General features: G+C 72.0%; 13 protein-coding genes. 10 read left to right on the top strand and 3 right to left on the bottom strand.

Annotation, left to right across the window (positions count from 1 at the left end):
- The first annotated feature begins 185 nt into the window (after positions 1-185).
- On the top strand, positions 186-2,651 hold the full coding sequence (locus HDA32_RS06005; RefSeq protein WP_179642257.1) for a helix-turn-helix transcriptional regulator: 2,466 nt from the start codon (positions 186-188) through the stop codon (positions 2,649-2,651).
- Between the two features lie 524 nt (positions 2,652-3,175).
- Positions 3,176-4,036, top strand: a complete 861-nt coding sequence (locus tag HDA32_RS06000; protein WP_179642256.1) for an AMP-binding protein — start codon at positions 3,176-3,178, stop codon at positions 4,034-4,036.
- A gap of 58 nt (positions 4,037-4,094) precedes the next feature.
- Here the strand turns inward: HDA32_RS06000 and HDA32_RS05995 are convergent, their stop codons facing one another.
- Entirely contained in the window at positions 4,095-4,580 is a 486-nt protein-coding gene (locus tag HDA32_RS05995; RefSeq protein ID WP_179642255.1) for an ATP-binding protein, read from the bottom strand.
- Positions 4,581-5,009: 429 nt separating this feature from the next.
- Between HDA32_RS05995 and HDA32_RS05990 the strand changes: the two genes are divergently transcribed.
- The 7 genes from HDA32_RS05990 to HDA32_RS05960 all read left to right on the top strand — a co-directional run bounded on the left by HDA32_RS05990 (position 5,010) and on the right by HDA32_RS05960 (position 14,085).
- A complete protein-coding gene (locus HDA32_RS05990) occupies positions 5,010-5,984 on the top strand; it encodes an ATP-binding protein (RefSeq protein WP_179642254.1) in 975 nt (324 codons plus the stop codon).
- A gap of 549 nt (positions 5,985-6,533) precedes the next feature.
- Positions 6,534-8,156, top strand: coding sequence for an ABC transporter substrate-binding protein (locus HDA32_RS05985; protein ID WP_179642253.1), 1,623 nt, complete (start codon positions 6,534-6,536; stop codon positions 8,154-8,156).
- A gap of 40 nt (positions 8,157-8,196) precedes the next feature.
- Positions 8,197-9,147 (top strand): ABC transporter permease, encoded by a 951-nt coding sequence (locus tag HDA32_RS05980; RefSeq protein ID WP_179642252.1) that lies wholly within the window; start codon positions 8,197-8,199, stop codon positions 9,145-9,147.
- Positions 9,144-10,055: an ABC transporter permease gene (locus HDA32_RS05975; protein WP_179642251.1), complete on the top strand. Its 912-nt coding sequence runs from the start codon at positions 9,144-9,146 to the stop codon at positions 10,053-10,055. The genes HDA32_RS05980 and HDA32_RS05975 overlap by 4 nt, the downstream gene beginning before the upstream one ends.
- Complete coding sequence (locus tag HDA32_RS05970) at positions 10,052-11,707, top strand: ABC transporter ATP-binding protein (RefSeq protein WP_179642250.1); 1,656 nt, start codon at positions 10,052-10,054, stop codon at positions 11,705-11,707. Before HDA32_RS05975 ends, HDA32_RS05970 begins: the two co-directional genes overlap by 4 nt.
- A 799-nt stretch (positions 11,708-12,506) precedes the next feature.
- Positions 12,507-13,169, top strand: coding sequence for a Crp/Fnr family transcriptional regulator (locus HDA32_RS05965; RefSeq protein WP_179642249.1), 663 nt, complete (start codon positions 12,507-12,509; stop codon positions 13,167-13,169).
- Between the two features lie 94 nt (positions 13,170-13,263).
- Complete coding sequence (locus HDA32_RS05960; RefSeq protein WP_179642248.1) at positions 13,264-14,085, top strand: hypothetical protein; 822 nt, start codon at positions 13,264-13,266, stop codon at positions 14,083-14,085.
- Positions 14,086-14,430: 345 nt separating this feature from the next.
- On the opposite strand, the gene HDA32_RS05955 is transcribed toward HDA32_RS05960, so the two are convergent.
- Positions 14,431-15,273, bottom strand: coding sequence for a GNAT family N-acetyltransferase (locus HDA32_RS05955; RefSeq protein ID WP_179642247.1), 843 nt, complete (start codon positions 15,271-15,273; stop codon positions 14,431-14,433).
- Positions 15,274-15,432: 159 nt separating this feature from the next.
- Entirely contained in the window at positions 15,433-16,977 is a 1,545-nt protein-coding gene (locus HDA32_RS05950) for an alpha/beta hydrolase (RefSeq protein ID WP_376766937.1), read from the bottom strand.
- Positions 16,978-17,196: 219 nt separating this feature from the next.
- Between HDA32_RS05950 and HDA32_RS05945 the strand changes: the two genes are divergently transcribed.
- Positions 17,197-17,676: an Lrp/AsnC family transcriptional regulator gene (locus HDA32_RS05945; RefSeq protein WP_179642246.1), complete on the top strand. Its 480-nt coding sequence runs from the start codon at positions 17,197-17,199 to the stop codon at positions 17,674-17,676.
- Positions 17,677-17,783 lie beyond the last annotated feature (107 nt).

Below are 17,783 nucleotides of genomic sequence, written 5' to 3'. Positions count from 1 at the left end.
CCTCGGAGCCGGGCCGAAAGGCACTGATTCCGGGATACCGGTTGCGCGGGTGCGCCGGAGCGGTTAAGAACAGAACTCCGGGCACCGGCGGGAAAGGCTCCCGGTCGCAGCTCGTTCGCCGCAGCAACGCCCCCACCCCCGGGCGGGGTGGGGGCGATCCCCCGACCCCCTATTCGCGTGAGGCCATGGCATCACACACCGCGCCGGCGCGGCAGAACCTGCCCTTGGAGACCGATGGCTTCATCGGCCGTGAGCGCGACGTGAGCGACCTGCTCCGGCTGCTCGACGTCAATCGGCTGGTCACGCTGTGCGGCGTGGGCGGCATCGGCAAGACCCGGCTGGCCCTGCGCGTGGCCACGCACGCCACCGGTTCCTTTCCCGACGGCGTGTGGCTGGCCGAACTCGCCGACGTCCGCACCCGCGACGAGGTCGTCTCGCGGATCGCCTCGGCCGTCGGCGTCCGCGAGGAGACCGGCCGGGAGCCCGGCGCGACGCTGCAGGACGCGCTGCGGCCCCGGCGCCTGCTGCTGGTGCTGGACAACTGCGAGCACGTCATCGACGACGTGGCCGCCGTCAGCCGGTCGGTGCTGGACTTCTGCCCGTCGGTCTCGCTGCTGCTGACCAGCAGGGAGCCGGTCCGCATCGGCGGCGAGTCGGTGTGGCGGGTGCCGCCGCTGTCGCTGCCGCAGCGGCACGGCGACGCCGATCCGGGCGAGTCGGAGGCGGTGCGGCTGTTCGTCGAGCGCGCCCGCTCCTGCGCGCCCGACTTCGCCGTGACGCCGGAACGGCTGCGCACCGTGGCCGGCATCTGCCGACGGCTCGACGGCATCCCACTGGGCATCGAACTGGCGGCCGCCCGGGTCCGGCTGCTCTCCCTGCCCCAGATCGCCGACCGGCTGAGCGATCGGTTCCGCTTCCTGACCAGCGGGGACCGCGGCGCTCCGGCCCGCCAGCGGACGCTGCGCGCCGTCATCGACTGGAGCCACGCGCTGCTGAGCGACGCCGAACGGGTCCTGCTGCGGCGGCTGTCGGTGTTCTCCGGCTGGAACCTGGAACTGGCCGAACAGGTCTGCTGCGACGAACTGCTGCCCAAGGTCGACGTCCTCGACCTGATCACCTCCCTGGTGGACCGGTCCCTGGTCACGGTCGTCGGCGAACAGCGGGGACGGGTCCGCTACCGGCTGCTCGACACGATCCGGCACTACGCCGCCGAACGGCTGGCCGAGGCGGGCGAGGAGGTGGCTCTGCGGACCCGGCACCGCGAGCAGATGCTGCGGATCGCCGAGGACCTCGCCGACGACGTGGGGCACCGCACCGGACTGCCGTGGTCGCAGCGCCTTCTGCTCTGGCAGCAGGCCGTGGCCGAGTACGACAACCTGCGCGCCTCGCTGAACTGGTCGGTCTCCCGGGACGATGTGGAGGAGGGCTTGCGGCTGTGCGTCGCGATGCGCCCGTTCTGGATGGCCAACGGGCACTTCGCCGAGGGCATCTGCTGGACCGACCGGCTCCTGGCGATGGACGGCGCGAGCGGGGTCGGGGAGGCGCTGCGCGGCCGGGCCATGGTCCGCCGCGCCGAACTGGCCTGGGAGCAGCCGGACCACGCCCGGGCCCGCGAGATCGGCGAGGAGGGGCTGCGGCTGTGCCGGGAGGCCGGTGACGACCCGTCGGTGGCACTGGCCCTGAACACCCTCGCCATGATCGACGTCCGCGGCCGCCGCTACGACCGGGCCCGGCGGCGGCTGGCCGAGGTGACGGAGCTGACCCGCGGGATCGGCGACCGCTGGAACGAGGGCATCGCCCGCGGGATCCTCGGCGCGCTGGCCGCCCGCGAGGGGAGCCTCGACGCGGCCGACGCCCACTACGAGGCGGCGATGGCGATCCTGCGCGACTCCGACCACCGGTGGGGGGTGGGCCGCACCCTCATCGGCCGGGGGACGGTCGCCGAGGCGCGGGGCGACCTCCTCGACGCCGACCGCTACTTCCGCGAGGCCCTCGACATCCTGCGCGGCGTCGGGGCATCCCCGGAGCTCGCCCGCTGCCTGGCCGGGGTGGGCCGGGTCGCCGCTCGGCAGGGGGCCACCCGGCAGGCCTACGACTACCTGAGCGAGAGCCTGCTCATGAGCCACGGGACGGGCCAGCGCATGGGGGTGGCCCGGTGCCTGTCGGCCATCGCCGGGGTGGCCGCCGGCCAGGGGCTGGCGGAGGAGGCCCACCGCATCGCCGGCGCGGCCGCGGCCATCCGCGAGCGCGCGGGGTTTCCCCCGTCGGCCTCGGCCCGGCCCGCGGTGGCGGAGGAGTCCGCGGTCGACTCCCGCACGCTCGACTCCCGGTGGGAGCAGGGACGCGGTCTCAGCGTGGAGGAGAGCGTGGCGGCGGCGCTGCACCTGATCGACGCGGGACGGGTCCTGCCGCCGCCCCCGGTCGGTGCCGATACGGCCGCGGAGCGGACCGCTCCCCCGTCCCTGACCCCCCGTGAGCACGAGATCGCGCTGCTCATCGGGGACGGGATGGGCAACCGCGCGATCGCCGAGGCGCTGTTCATCAGCCCCGTCACGGTCGCCCGCCACGTGGCCAACATCCACACCAAACTGGGTTTCAACTCCCGGACCCAGATCGCCGCCTGGATCTCCGAGCACACGGTGCGGTCGTAGCCGTACTTCGCCCGTCTCCTCGGCGGCCGGACGGCCACGGCCCGCTGTGCACCCTGGCGGACCCACCGCATCAAAACCCTTGTGACCTGCTGGAACGCTGTCTACATACCGAGCGGGGACAAATCTACATATGCAGCTGCACACGTGGATGCATGTGCAAACGCTCAGGAAAACGCTAATCTCTTATCCGTGAACCCGTTCATCCGACTCCGCTCGGCGGCATCGGAATGGAACCGGTTCATGCGTCCTGGGACGCAAGTCCCCGGGGCGTCGTGGACCGCTGCGGACGCGGACCGGTCGATCGGCCGGCGCCTTGCTCCGTGAACACGGGGGCGATGGAGCAGACGATCGCCGATCATCCACGACATCGCTGGGAACCGTGCGGCCGCGGGTGCCTTTGAGGGGAGGCATCCGCGGCGTCAACGGCACGGCGCTCCCGGGCTCGCCACGTGGAGGGGGCGTGACGAGCCCGGTCGGCGATCCCCTCCGGCCACGCAGACCTGGCGACCATATGGAGGGGACGCATGGAGGTTGACCGGCCATCCGGCTCCTCTCGCGCGGAACGGCCCGTTCCCCCCGATGCCCGCGCGTCCCCCGCCGGATCGCTCACCGGCGGACTGCTCGAACGGCTGAGACGCCGCGACCGGCGCTCCTTCGTCGCCGACTCCCTCGGCGGGCGGATCGGCGCCGTCGAATTCGCCGGCACCGTCGAGCGCGCCGCGTCCGGGCTCGGCCGCCGCGGCATACGCCCCGATGACACGGTGGGGATCCTGGCCCCGGTCGGCACCGCCCGGCTCACGGCCGTGTACGCGGCGATGGCCGCGGGCGGCGTCGCGCTGCCGCTGGAACTCGCCTCCGACCTGGAGACGCTGATCGATGTGCTGGTCGAGACGGACACCCGGCTGATCGTGGTGACCGCGGCGCTGGCCGACGTCGCGCTGGAGCTCGCGGAGCGGTCCAGGGTGCGCCAGGTCGTCGCGTTCGGCGGCGCCCCGGAGACGACTCCGTTCGACGAACTGCTGCTCCCCTCCCCCGGCGGCGCCGCCCCGGTCCCCCCGCGCGGCCGGTCCGGCAGCGGCGTGCTGAGCTACGCTCCCTGCTCCGGCCGGGGCGTGCGCACGGCCCTGCACTCCCACGCCGATCTGCTCGGCCGCTTCCACCGACTGGGCGACGAGCTCGGCGTCACCGGCTCCGACGTCGTCGCGGTCGAGAACGGCATGGCCGAGTCCGACCGTGCCGCGCTGGCCGCCGTCGCGCTGTGGAACGGCGCTTCCGTGGTCGCCGTCGCCCTCGACGACGAAGAGGGCGGGCGGCGGGTCCTGGCCGGTTTCGGCGCGACGGTCCGGGGCCGCCCGGTTCCCCGGCGCATCGGCGTTCCCGCCTGAACCCGGTCGGCCCCAGCGGCGCGGCCCGCGCGCCGCGGGGTCCCGCGCCCGGCCCGAATCAGTCGATCTCGAACCAGGCGACGTGGGTGGCGTCGGTCCAGTACTCCCCGCTGCGGGACGTGCAGTTCTCGATGATGAGCTTGCCCCGCCCGTAGTCCTCGCCGTCCTCGCGCAGCGCCCCGCCTTCGGCCGTCTCGGTGGTCTTCTCCCCCTGGTCGGCCACCGCGATCCTGACGCAGTCCTGGTCGGTCCGGATGAACAGCGTCATCACGCCGCCGATCTGACCGGACCGGGAGTGCAGCAGCGCGTTCGTCGCGAGTTCGCTGACCGCGAGCTCGGCGTCGTCCTGAACCGATCCGGGGTGGCCGGTCCGCTCCAGGAACTCGCGCACCCTGGCGCGGATCGAGCGCACCGCGGTGAGGTTGCCGACGCAGCTCCACACGGTGTGATCGGTGGCGGTCCCGAGAAGCTCGTCCGTGTCCAGGGCGGGGGCGTCGAACGGGTCAGCAGCGGCGCATTCCTGAAGTCGCTGCGATTCGCTCATCCCCGTATCACTCCCATCAGCACCCGATAGCACCTGCCACCCGAGCCCTACCCGTCAGACCGCGACGGCCATCACCCTAGACAACAGCGCACCATGCACAGCACAGCACACCGAGGGGACCGCTATCTCGCGTACCCCACAAAACGCGGCCATGTGTCGTCTCGCGATACGACAAAGGAAACCGGCCACGCGCCACCGAAACCTCCCCGACCTGCAAGTTTTGCGGCAACGGACGGCGGAGCGGCGGCACGGGCCCGCTCCGGCGGCCGCGCCGCGCCGTGGGTGATCCCACATCCGGCACACGGATCCGGGGAAATGCCGTACACACCACGCCTCAGCAACGATAATCATTTTCTGTCATATCGGCGACCCGAGGGCGACCTCGGCCGCCGCGGGAACCGACCGTCGTCGTGAAAGGCAAGACTACTCGTGAAGATCGCGTTCGCAGGCAAGGGCGGCAGCGGTAAGACCACCCTGTCGGCCCTGTTCACCCGGTACCTCGCGGGAGCAGGCCTCCCCGCCGTGGCGATCGACGCCGACATCAACCAGCACCTGGGGGCCGCCCTGGGCGTGCCGCCCTCCGAGCTCGCCGGCGTCGCACCGCTCGGCTCGCACATCGACGAGATCAAGGAGGTGCTGCGCGGCGACAACCCGCGCATCGCCTCGGCGGGAGAGATGGTCAAGACGACGCCGCCCGGCCGCGGGTCGCGGCTGCTGGACCTCTCCCCCGACAACCCGATCCACCGGCGTTTCGGCCACCGGACCGACGGGGCGACCCTGATGCTCACCGGCCCGTTCGGCGAGGACGACCTCGGCGTGGCCTGCTACCACTCCAAGGTGGGCGCGGCCGAGCTCTACCTGAACCATCTGGTCGACGGGCCGGGCGAGTACGTCGTGGTCGACATGACCGCCGGCGCCGACTCCTTCGCCTCGGGCCTGTTCACCCGCTTCGACGTCACCTTCCTGGTGGCCGAGCCGACGCTGCGCGGGGTCGGCGTCTACCGGCAGTACGCCGAGTACGCCCGGGACCACGGCGTCACCATCAAGGTCATCGGCAACAAGGTCCAGGGCCCCGACGACGTGGAGTTCCTGCGCGAGCACGTCGGCGAGGCCCTCGACGTCTGCCTGGGGCAGTCGGCGTTCGTGCGGGCGATGGAGAAGGGCCGCCACCCCGACTTCGGCGAACTGGAGGAGGACAGCGTCAAGGCGCTGGCCCGGATGCGCGACACCGTCGACGGCACCGTCAAGGACTGGGCGAAGTTCACCCGCCAGAGCGTGGAGTTCCACCTCCGCAACGCGCGGGCGTGGGCCGATGACGCCACCGGAGCGGACCTGGGCGCGCAGGTGGACCCGGAGTTCGTCATGGGACCGCAGGCTCTGACGGGGCGACCGGTCGCCCCGTGACCGACGGCTCCCGCGGGCCGGCCCTCCCGATGCCCGGGCCGTGCGAGTCGAGCACCGCGGCCGGCCCAAGACTCCGACAAAAGGGACGAAAAGGGCAAAACACGCAGTAAAAACACAGTTCAGCCACCCGATGGCATCGATTGCATCACAACCGCACCGCCGCGAAGTCCGGGAAAACCGGGTGCGGCGCGGGGATCGCCGCACCTCCGCGTTGCGAAAAAAGCAACGCCTCGACGCGGCGGCACGGGCGGGTTTCCCCAGTGAGACCGGGGTCCCCGCCTCCTCGGGGGCCGGCGCCCGCCGCACCCGGCCGAGTCCGGCACAAATACCCAAAGTAACCGACTCATCACGGTTTGACCTGGGAAAGCGAGCTGAGGACCATCGGTTCCGCCGGTGCGCGCCCTGAGGGCGCGTCCGGTTCCTCAATCCTTGTTGGTCCTCATTCGGGAAGGACGGGCTCGGGAACGCTTCGCACGCGGCGGCCGCGCACGGCCGGGCGGATCGCCCTCCCCTGACCGGCCCCCGGAGCAAAAGCCGAAGAGGTGTGTCGTGCCATCGTTACCGCGGAAGCCCGATCGCGATCCGAGGAGCGCTCCCGCCCACGGCACGACCCGCCGCGACGTGCTCAGGTTCGGTGCGGCCGGCGCGGTCGTCGCCCCGGCCCTCGTCGCGTGCGGTTCGGCCGCCAACCCCGACGCCTACGTGCGCCAGCAGGACTACGACGACCCCCGGCGCGGCGGCCGGCTGCGCATCGGCATCGCCGGGGGCTCCGCGGCCGACAGCATCGACGCCCACATCGCGGTCGACAACACCGACATCGCGCGGGTCTTCAACCTCTACGACACGCTCTGCGCCTTCGGCACCGACTACGCGATCGAGATGGCGCTGGCCGAGTCCATCGAGCCCAACGCCGAGGCGACGGTGTGGACGGTCGTGCTCAGGGAGGGCGTGAAGTTCCACGACGGCAGGGACATCACAGCCGCCGACGTGGCCTTCTCACTGCGCCGCATCACCGACCCCGACGACCCCAAGACCGGCGCGGCCGGCTTCGCCACGCTGGACCGGGACGGCATCGAGGCCGTCGACGAGCGCACGGTCAAGGTCCCGTTCACCGAGGCCACCGTCAACCTGCTCGACGTCCTCGCCGAGTACTACAGCGGGATCGTGCCGCAGGACTACGACCCGGCGGCCCCCGTGGGATCCGGCCCGTTCAAGTACCAGGACTTCACCGCCGGCGTGCGCAGCCTGTTCACCCGCTTCGACGAGTACTGGCGCGAGGGCGAGCCCTTCGTCGACGAGCTGGAGATCATCAACTTCCCCGACGACACCGCGCGCGTCAACGCGCTGCTCGGCGGCCAGGTCGAGGCCATCAGCCAACTGCCGCACAGCCAGGTCAAGGTCGTCGACGCCTACGACCACCTCGCCGTCCTGGAGTCCGAGAGCGGCCAGTGGCTGCCGTTCACCATGCGGGTGGACAGCGAACCCTTCGACGACGTGCGCGTCCGCCAGGCGTTCCGGCTCATCGTGGACCGGCAGCAGATGATCGACCAGGCGCTGTCGGGCTACGGCTCCATCGGCAACGACCTCTACGCCCGCTTCGACCCGGCCTACGCCGACGACCTCCCCCAGCGCGAGCAGGACATCGAGGAGGCCAAGCGGCTGCTGGCGGAGGCCGGCCACGGGGACGGCCTGGAGGTCGAGCTCGTCACCGGCCCGATCAACGCCGGGGTCGTCGAGGCCGCGCAGGTCTTCGCCGAGCAGGCCAAGGCCGCCGGCGTCACCGTGAACCTGCGCAGGGTGACCTCGGAGGAGTTCTACGGCGACAACTACCTGAAGTGGGACTTCGCCCAGGACTTCTGGGGCACCCGCAACTACGTCTCCCAGGCCGCCCAGGGCAGCCTGCCCGACGCGCCGTTCAACGAGACGCACTGGGCCGACGAGGAGTGGATCGACCTCGTCAAGGAGGCCCAGGCCACCGTCGACGACGACGAGCGCGCCGAACTGCTGCACAGCGCGCAGGAGATCGAGTACGAGCGCGGCGGCTACATCGTGTGGGGCTTCACGACCGTGATCGACGGCTACAACGCCAACGTCAAGGGCTTCGAGCCGTCGGTGACCGGCCACCCGCTGACGGGCTACCGCTTCCGCGGGGTGTGGTTCGAGACGAAGTGACATCCGTGAACCCGCCCCACGCACCAGAAGGCCACCGCACATGACACGTCTGATCCTCAACCGCCTGCTGTTCGGGCTGATCACCCTGTTCGCGGTCTCCGTCGTCGTCTTCCTGGCGACCCAGACCCTGCCCGGCGACGCGGCCCGCGCCATCCTCGGCCGCGAGGCGACCCCGGAGCGGCTCGACGCCATGCGCGAGCAGCTCCACCTCTACGATCCGCTGGTCGTCCAGTACGGCAAGTGGCTCGCCGGCGTCGCGACCCTCGACTTCGGTCAGTCCTTCGCCGCCGGCCTGCCGGTCGGCGAGTACCTGGCGCCGCGCGTCTCCAACTCGCTGTGGCTGATGGGCTTCGCCGCGATCATCGCCACCCCCGTCGCGCTCGCGCTCGGCGCCTACAGCGCCCTGCGCCGCGACAAGGGGACGGACCACGCCACGTCCATGGGCACGCTCATCCTGGCCTCCCTGCCGGAGTTCGCCGTCGGCATCGTGCTCATCCTGGTCTTCTCGACCGGCTGGCTGCGGCTGTTCCCCCCGGTCTTCGGCGGCGGGGCCGGCGCGGTGTGGCAGTACCCGGACCAACTGGTGCTGCCCGTGCTCACCCTCGCTCTGGCGGTCAGCCCGCCGATCGTGCGCATGATGCGCGCCTCCATGATCGAGGTCCTGGAGAGCGAGTACGTGCAGCAGGCACGGTTGAAGGGGCTGCCGGAGCGCACCGTGATCTGGCGGCACGCGGCCCCCAACGCGATCGGCCCGGTGGCCCAGGTCATCGCGCTGCAGTTGGCCTGGCTGGCCGGCGGCGTGGTCGCCATCGAATACCTGTTCCGCTTCCCCGGCATCGGCCTGGCGCTGATGGACGCGATCACCACCAGGGACCTGCCCGTGATCCAGGCCGTGGTGCTGCTGATCGCCGGTGTCTACATCGTGGTCAACCTGCTGGCCGACATCGTGGGTCTGGCCGCGAACCCGAAGGTGAGGGTGTCCGCACGATGAGTACGACGACGGAGGCCGGCCCCCCGGTCGACAGCGCCGCCGCACCCGCCGCGGCCGCGCCGAAGCGGCGCCGCGCCGGCCTGTTCCGGACCGCGTGGCGCTACGGCCGCACCAAGGTCGGCGTGGTCCTGGCCGGGCTGATCGTGGCGATCGCGGTCCTCGGCCCCTTCATCAGCCCGCACACCCCCACGGAGTTCGTCGGCGAACCCTACGTGACCAGCGCGGAAGGCGTCCTGTTCGGCACCGACCAGCTCGGCCGCGACGTGCTCAGCCGCTTCCTCAACGGCGGCTACACCCTGCTCCTGCTGGCCGGGTCGGCCGCGCTCGGCGGCGTCGCCGCGGGAACGGTCCTGGGCATCGTGGCAGGCTACCGGCGCGGCTGGCCCGACGAGCTGATCATGCGCCTCAACGACATCGTCCTGGCTTTCCCCCAGCTCATCGCGGCGCTGCTGGTGATGTCCGTCATCGGCCCCCGGGTGTGGCTGATCGTGCTGATCGTCGGGGTCACGCATGTGCCCCGGGTCGCCCGCGTCATCCGCGAGGCGACGCTGCGGGTGATCGAACAGGACTTCATCAAGTCCGCCGAGGCCATCGGCGTGCCCCGGTGGAAGATCATGGTCCGCGAGATCCTGCCCAACATCACCAGCCCGCTGCTGGTGGAGCTGGGGCTGCGGCTGACCTACTCGATCGGCGTGGTCGCCGTCCTGGGCTTCCTCGGCATGGGCCTGCAGCCGCCGACGGCCGACTGGGGCCTGATGATCAACGAGAACCGGATCGCCATCACGGTGCAGCCGTGGGCGGTGGCCCTGCCCGTGGCCGCGGTCGCGGTGCTGACCATCGGGGCCAACCTCATCACCGACGGGCTCTCCCGGGCCTCGATCGGCATCGACAGAGGGGTGGAGAAGTGAGCGCAACGACCGAGGCCGTCGACACCGGTTCCGAGCGGATCGCCCTGGACGTCTCCGGCGTCACCGTCGTCGGACACCCCTCCGACGTGGAGATCATCTCCGACGTCTCGCTGCGCGTGCGGCGCGGTGAGATCCTTGGCCTGGTCGGGGAGTCGGGGTCGGGCAAGACGACCCTGGGCCTGGCGCTGCTGGCGCACTGCAAGCGCGCCACCGAGATCACCGCCGGCGCGATCGAGGTCTCGGGCCGGGCGCTGCTCGGGCAGTCCCCTTCGGCCGTGCGCAGACTGCGCGGCCGCGCCGTGGCCTACATCCCGCAGTCGCCGGCCTCGGCGCTCAACCCGGCGCTGCGGCTGCGCACCCAGCTGCGCGAGGCGCTGCCCGAGGACGTGGGCGGCGACGAGCGCGTGCGCGAGGTGCTGCGCGAGGTCGCGCTGCCCGACGACGACGCGTTCCTCGGCCGCTACCCGCACCAGCTTTCGGGCGGCCAGCAGCAGCGCATCGCGATCGCGATGGCGTTCATCGGCCGACCGGACCTGATCGTGCTGGACGAGCCCACCACCGGGCTGGACGTCACCACGCAGGCGCACGTGCTCACCACCATCAGGGAGATGACCCGCACCTACGGCACCGCCGGCGTCTACATCAGCCACGACATGGCGGTGGTCGCCGACCTCGCCGACGAGATCGCGGTCATGTACAAGGGCGAACTGGTGGAGCGGGGCCCCGCAGCCGAGTTGATCGGCGCGCCGAAGCACCCCTACACGGTCCAGTTGCTGCGCGCGGTCCCGCTGCTCAAGACCAGCGGCGAGGAGGAACCCGGGGACGAACCGAAGACCCCCGTCCTGCGGGTCAAGGACCTGCGGGCCTCCTACGGCCGGACCACGGTGCTGGAGGGGATCGACCTCGACGTCGCCCCCGGCGACTGCGTGGCGCTGCTCGGCGAGTCCGGGTCGGGCAAGACGACGCTGTCCCGCTCGATCGTCGGCCTGCACCACCAGTTCACCGGTGAGCTGACCTTTGACGGCGAGGCCCTGGCGCCCAGCAGCTACAAGCGGACCGCCGACCAGCGGCGCCGGGTGCAGTACATCTTCCAGAACCCCTACGAGGCGCTGAACCCGCGCAAGCGGGTGCGCGACCTCGTCCTGCAGCCGGTCCTGCACCTGATGGGCCGGGTCGCCGACCCGGACGGGGCCGTCGCCACCGCCCTGGAGCGCGCCGCGCTGCCGGCCGAGTACGGCGAGCGGTTCCCCGAACAGCTCAGCGGCGGCGAACGGCAGCGGGTGAGCATCGCCCGCGCCATCGCCACCCGGCCGGACCTGCTGATCTGCGACGAGATCACCTCGGCGCTGGACGTCTCGGTGCAGGCCGAGATCGTGGAGCTGCTGCGCAACCTGCAGGACGACGGCATGGCGCTGCTGTTCGTCACGCACAACATCGCACTGGTCAGCAACATCGCCCAGCGGGTCGCGGTGCTCAACAAGGGCAGGATCGTGGAGTACGGGGCCGTCGGCACGGTGCTGGCCGACCCGCAGCACGACTACACCCGCGCGCTGATCGCGGACACGCCCGACTTCGAGCTGTCCTTCGGCGAGTCGCCGATGCACACGAGCATGCGCGACGACCGGAGGAGCGGGGCGGCCGAGCGGACGTAACGCCTTTTTTCGGCGATGGCGTCAGGGGCCGTCCGGGACCCGCCCGGCCAGGGCCGTCTGCGCGCGCCTGGATCCAGCCGAGCTGGTTGGAGTTCAGGCCCCGGGCGTCGTCGCCGCTGGTGACCGCCTCCGCCTTCTCGGAGTCCTTGGACGCCGTGGCCAGCGCCAGGCTCTGGCCGCCGAGCAGTGCGCCGGAGCCGGGCAGGGCGGTGACGTCGAACTCCGGTTCGGCCGGGGCTGAGCCGTTCTGTCCCGGACCACCATGACTCGCCGCCTGTGGGGACGCCGCCATCCGAAACGCCCCGAAGCCGCCGTCCACCCTTTTCACGCGGCTCAACGGTAGACAGTTTCGGATGCTCCTTTCCACGGAAAAGGTGACTTTGGCCACCTCCGGCGATGTCACCGTTTCCCCTTCCCTGACCGCCCGCTCCGAATAAGGGAGCGCACGCGGGTCCGCCCGTCCCATTTTCGGATGCCCCCTCCCGGAACGGGACCGGCACGCGGCGCATTCGTCGCTGCGCGGAGCGCGCCCGCCCCGCGGCGGCGTCCCGACGCCCCCACGCGGGCACCTATTATCAAATAGGACACGGGGCCTCATATCACCCAGAGGCAACACCTTTCTTCCCTGTCTGATCGTTTTCGGGTGGCCGTTTTTAGGGAATGGCTATGTCCGTTCCCCACAAAACGGAAATCCGACCCCGCCGTTCCCGGACGGCATCCGAGATACGAAAAACCCTGGACGATGCGGCTCGATGGTTTACCTCACCGTTCCTGGCCCGCCAAAAGCGTTGTCGGCCAGTTGGACGAATCGCAGCGTGGTGACCTGCTCTCCCTCGGGACCCGGCGCGAATTCGCGGCGGGCCAGGTCCTGCTCCACCAAGGAGAATCGAGCACGCACGTGTTCGTGCTGGTCGAAGGGCACGTCAAGATCCTCAGCGAATCCGGCAGCGGCCGGACGATCCTGCTGGCGGTCCGCTCCCGAGGCGACCTCGTCGGCGAACTGGCCGGCATGGACGGCAGCACGCGGATGGCCCGGGTGGCGGCCATCGGGGCCATCGCGGCCCGGCTGCTGCCCTTCGACGAGTTCGAGGGCTTCCTGCACCGGCACCCGGCGGCCTTCCGGGTGGTGAACGGATCGGTGGCGGCGAAGCTGCGCTCGGCCACCGACAAGATCATCGACTTCAGCAGCCAGGAGGTACCGGTCCGGGTGGCGCGCGCCCTGCTGCGCGTCCTGGCCGACCACGGGCGTCCCGTCGCCGGCGGCGTCTCGATCGGCATCCCGCTCACCCAGCCCGAGCTCGCCGCCATCGTCGCCGCCTCGGAGCCCGCCGTGCACAAGGCGCTCGCCGAGCTGCGCAAGCACGAGGTGGTCAGCGTCGGGTACCGCAGCTACGTCGTGCGGGACCTGCCGGGCCTCAGGCGATTCGCCGAGCTGCCCGGGGAAATCCCGGCAACACCGTAGCAATACGGGATCTCCCCCGTTGATCCGCGCGACCGTGGATGCGGTCACCCCCGACGGGCCTCCCCCGCCGATCCCCCGTAAGAAAGGTGTCCGGATGGAGTACCCCACCCCCGCCATTCGCCGCATGTGCCTGGCCGTGGACGCGGAGTCCTACGGCGGGCGGGGCCGCAGGGCCCAGATCGACGCCCAGGAGTGGCTGATCAGGATCATGGACATGGTCTGCGACAACGCGGACCTGGACCGCTCCTGCTGGGACGTGCAGCCGCAGGGCGACGGAGAACTGGCGCTGCTCCAGCCGGGCATCGAGGAGGCCCGGGTGATCGCCTACTTCACCCACGAACTGGCGATGGCCCTCTACCACCACAACGCGAACCTGCGCGACGAGGCGCGGCTGCGGCTGCGCGTGGCCTTCGACCAGGGCAACGTCTCGCTCGGGGCCAACGGCTACGCCGGCGCCGCCGTCGTCTCCGTCTGCCGGCTGCGGGACTCGGCCGAGGCCAAGAGGGCGCTGCGCGACAACCCCGACGTCGACTTCGCGCTGGTGGTCTCCGACTCCATCTACAGCGACGTCGTCGGCCAGGGCGACTACGACCTCTACAGCAGGGAGTTCACCCCCGTCGAGGTCGCCGACGAGGAGAAGTGCTTCCACGCCAGGGCCTGGATCCACGTCCCGACCACCCGCGCCAGGGCCGTCGGCCCGCGCCGGGAGCCCGCCGCGGAGCCGGCGCGCTGGTGGGCGCCGCACATCACGAACAACGGGCCCCAGGCCCACGTCCGCTACAACTACGGGACCGTCACCGTCAACGGCGGCGGTGGCGTCACCGACCAATACGAGGAGGCCGACCCGTACGGCCGGGTCAACGGCGACCGCCGCGGGGACGGCGGCCTGGACCCCCGCGTCAACGGACGGCGCTGAGACCGCGGGGCGCCGAGGCGCCCCGATGAGGGCCCCTCCCGAGCCGGGAGCACGGCCGGCCTCCCTGCCCCCGAGGCGGCCGTGCTCCCTCCCGCCCCGGTCGCACCGGTCCGGACCGGCCGCGGGCGAGGAACCGGGGCGGCGCGGTGCCGGACGGACACGGCGCCGCCCCGGAGAACACCGCCTGAGATCGTTGACGGGAATTGGAAAGCTGTGGCCGCAGTCCTTTCGTTCACCACCGCATGATCCGGGAAGGCTGCCGTCAGCGCGCTGGCAACAGCCCCACCAGGCCCGCAGGACCCCGGCAGGGCCTGGAGACCGTCCCGGCCTTCTCCCGTCAGCGATCTAGAACAGCACCGACATCACCGCGTCGACCTCCTGGAAGCCGACGCGGCGGTAGGCGGCCCTCGCGGGCTCGTTGTAGTCGTTGACGTAGAGGGTGACCCGCGGGGCGATCTCGGCCAGGGCCGTGTCGACCACGGCGGCCATGCCGCCGAGGGAGTGTCCGCGGCCGCGCAGGCCGGGGTGCACCCAGACGCCCTGCACCTGGCAGGCGTGCGGAGTGACGGCGCCGACCTCGGCCTTGAACACGACCCGGCCGTCCTCGATGCGGGCGAAGGCCCGGCCGGTGCGGACCAGCTCCTCGACCCTGGCCCGGTACAGCGAACCGCCGTCCCCGGAGTCGGGCGGCACGCCCACCTCCTCGGTGAACATCGCGACGCAGGCCGGCAGCAGGATGCCCAGTTCGCTCACCCGGACCCGGCGCACCAGCGGGTCGGGGGCGACCAGGGGCGGGGCGGACAGCTCCAGCACGGGCTGGCGCGTCCGGATGGCGCGGGCCGGGCCCCAGTACGGGCCGAGGCGCCGCCACAGGTCCGAGACCGCGGGGATGGGGCCGACGATCGAGGAGCACCTGCGCCCCTGCCAGCGGGCGTGCTCGGCGAAGTGCCGGACGGCCTCGGGGCCGGCGTTGACCGGGACCAGGTTGGCCCCGGCGTAGCACAGCGCGGTGATGGACCCGCGCTCGATGTAGCCCCACAGTTCGGCGCCGAGCTGGGCCGGGTCGAGCCCCGCGGCGTGCAGGCGGGAGCTGACGAAGACGTTGCCGATCGGGTCGGCGTCGAGCAGGGCGTGCACCTCGGCGGAGTCGCGCTCGCCCAGCACGCGTACCGGTGAGGTCCGAAGCACTGGCATCACCTCACCTGCTAGCAACCACCATGAGCGGCGAGGGGGCGCGGTCGCCCGCGGCCGCCACCGTATCCGGTCGGCACCGTCGACGTCGGCATCCCCTGCTTCTCCCGCGGTCCCAGCCTAGACGACCGATCCGCCGACACCACCGGGGACCGGTCACGGCCGGGCCTCCGGCGCCGGTGCGGTCTGGGCCCGGTGCGGCTCCGGTTCGGGCGGCGCCGGGCAGGTGAGGTCGGCGCCGTCGGCACCGCCCCCGGCCTCGGGCAGTTCACCGGTGCGCAGATAGTCGGCCACCGCGTCGTCCACGCAGGTGTTGCCGCTCAGCGAGACGCCGTGCGTGACGCCGCCGTCCTCGATGACCAGCCGCGAGCCGGGGAAGCGCTCCCGCATGGCATAGGCCCCGTGGAGCGGAGTCGGGCCGTCGTCGGTCGCCTGGACCAGCAGTGCGTCGGAGACCTCGGACCCGTCGACCTGGAACCACGGACCGCCCTGGACCGGCCAGAACATGCACGGAGCGTTGTACCAGATGTTGTTCCAGCCCAGGAAGGGCGCCTCGGCGTGCACCTCCCGCCCGTCGGCGCGCCAGGTGGTCCAGCTCCTGGGCCAGACCGAGTCGGTGCACTCGGTGGCCAGATATGCGGCGTAGGCGGGCTCGTCCTCGGCGCTCTCGCCGAACCTCTCGTATGCGGCGATCAGCGCGGCCGGGTCGTCGTCGTTGACCTGGTCGGCCAGGGCCCGGGCCAGTGGCGGCCAGTAGGCGGCCGCGTAGGCCGCCACGAGGTAGGTGCCCTCGTACTCGGTCGGGCCGACCGCCTGCTCGGGCCGTTCGGCGAGCCCTTCACGCACCTCGTAGTAGTGTTTGGCGACCTCGTCGCCGGTGGCGCCCAGGCCGTAGACGTCGTCGTGCCGGGCGATCCAGTCGAAGAAGTGGCCCGTCGCGGCGTCCAGCGAGCGGCTCTGTGCGAGGTTGCCCTCGTACCATCCGCGGTCCGGGTCGACGATGCTGTCCAGCACGAGGCGGCCGACGCGGTCGGGGTACAGCGTCGCGTAGACGGCTCCGAGGTAGGAGCCGTAGGAGTAGCCGAGGTAGTCGATGCGCTCGACGCCGAGCGCCGCGCGGATCGCGTCCATGTCGTGCGCGCTGTCCACGGTCGTGGCGTGTTCGAGCAGGTCGCCGTTTGCCGCCCGGCACGACCGGGCGTAGTCGGCCGCGCGGTCGAGCAGCGCGTCCTCGTCGGCCGCGTCGTGCGGCACGGTGTCGGGCCGCACCGGATCGAAGTGGCCGGGATCGCAGGTGAGGGCCGGGGTGCTCGCGCCGACGCCCCGGGGGTCGAAGGCGACGACGTCGTAGCGGTCCCGCAGGTCGTCGGGGAGCCCGAGCGCGACGATGGAGGCCCACCCGCGGCCGCTGCTGCCGGGACCGCCGGGGTTGACCAGGAGCGTCCCCGTGCGCTCCCCGCGGGCCGGAACCCGGGAGAGCGCGAGGGTGACGCTCTGCTCCGGTCCGGCCGCGGAGCCGCGATCCATCGGGACGTCGAGCGTGGCGCATTCGAGCCGCTCGTCCTCGCGGGGCCGCAGATCGGCGCACCCGCCCCAGTCGAGCCCGCCGGGCTCGGCCGCCGCCGGCGCCGATACGACCCCTGCGGCCAGCAATGTCCCGGCGGCGATCGCCGCCACCGCCCCGCCGGCGCGTCGTTTCACCCGACTCCCCCTTGAACACTCGGTGACACCATGGATTCTCTCCGTGTTATTCGAGTATGCCTGGAAGCGACACGGCGGCGGCCGGAATCGTCCCGATCGCCCCGGCACCGGCGCGGACGCGGCGCCGGAGCGCTCTTCATCGGGGCACCGGTAGCATCGTCGGCGGCGGAGCCGGACGCGGCAGCGCGGGACCGGGGAGAACTCAGGGGGTGGACAACGGTGCGGCTGGACGACGTTGACGAGCGGATCGTGGCGCTCCTGGGCGCCGACGCCCGCGCGACGTTCGCCGAGATCGGGGCGGCCGTCGGGCTGTCCGCCTCGGCGGTGAAGCGCCGGATCGACCGGCTGACGGCCTCGGGGGTGATCCGCGGCTTCACCGTGCGGCTGGACCCGGCCGCGATCGGCTGGGGCACCGAGGCCTACATCGAGCTCTACTGCCGCGCCCGCACCTCGCCCACGGAGATCCGGGCCGGCCTCACCGGCTGCGCCGAGGTCATCTCGGCCTGCACCGTGACCGGCGACGCCGACGCGGTCGTGCACATCCGGGCCCGCGACGTGGGGCACCTGGAGGAGACCATCGAGCGGATCGGCGCCCAGCCCTTCGTGGTGCGCACGAAGAGCACCCTGGTCCTGTCCCGCCTGGTCGACCAGCAGGTGCTTCCCGAACCGGCCCCGGACATGGCGCCGGCGGGGCTGTGAGACCTCGACCCCGGGGGTCAAGGCCCGCCGCAGGACGAAGGTGGCGCGCGGATGGGCGATTTCCGTCCATGGGCCTTCGGCCACGCGAGAGAATCGCCCAGTCACCG

This window comes from Spinactinospora alkalitolerans, from assembly GCF_013408795.1.
Classification (GTDB): domain Bacteria; phylum Actinomycetota; class Actinomycetes; order Streptosporangiales; family Streptosporangiaceae; genus Spinactinospora; species Spinactinospora alkalitolerans.
This window is presented reverse-complemented; position numbering and strand designations above follow the sequence as displayed.

Coding starts and splice junctions, on each gene's coding strand:
- HDA32_RS05975 (WP_179642251.1), top strand. CDS start 9,144: ATGAGTACGACGACGGAGGCCGGCCCCCCGGTCGACAGCGCCGCCGCA.
- HDA32_RS06000 (WP_179642256.1), top strand. CDS start 3,176: ATGGAGGTTGACCGGCCATCCGGCTCCTCTCGCGCGGAACGGCCCGTT.
- HDA32_RS05960 (WP_179642248.1), top strand. CDS start 13,264: ATGGAGTACCCCACCCCCGCCATTCGCCGCATGTGCCTGGCCGTGGAC.
- HDA32_RS06005 (WP_179642257.1), top strand. CDS start 186: ATGGCATCACACACCGCGCCGGCGCGGCAGAACCTGCCCTTGGAGACC.
- HDA32_RS05995 (WP_179642255.1), bottom strand. CDS start 4,580: ATGAGCGAATCGCAGCGACTTCAGGAATGCGCCGCTGCTGACCCGTTC.
- HDA32_RS05980 (WP_179642252.1), top strand. CDS start 8,197: ATGACACGTCTGATCCTCAACCGCCTGCTGTTCGGGCTGATCACCCTG.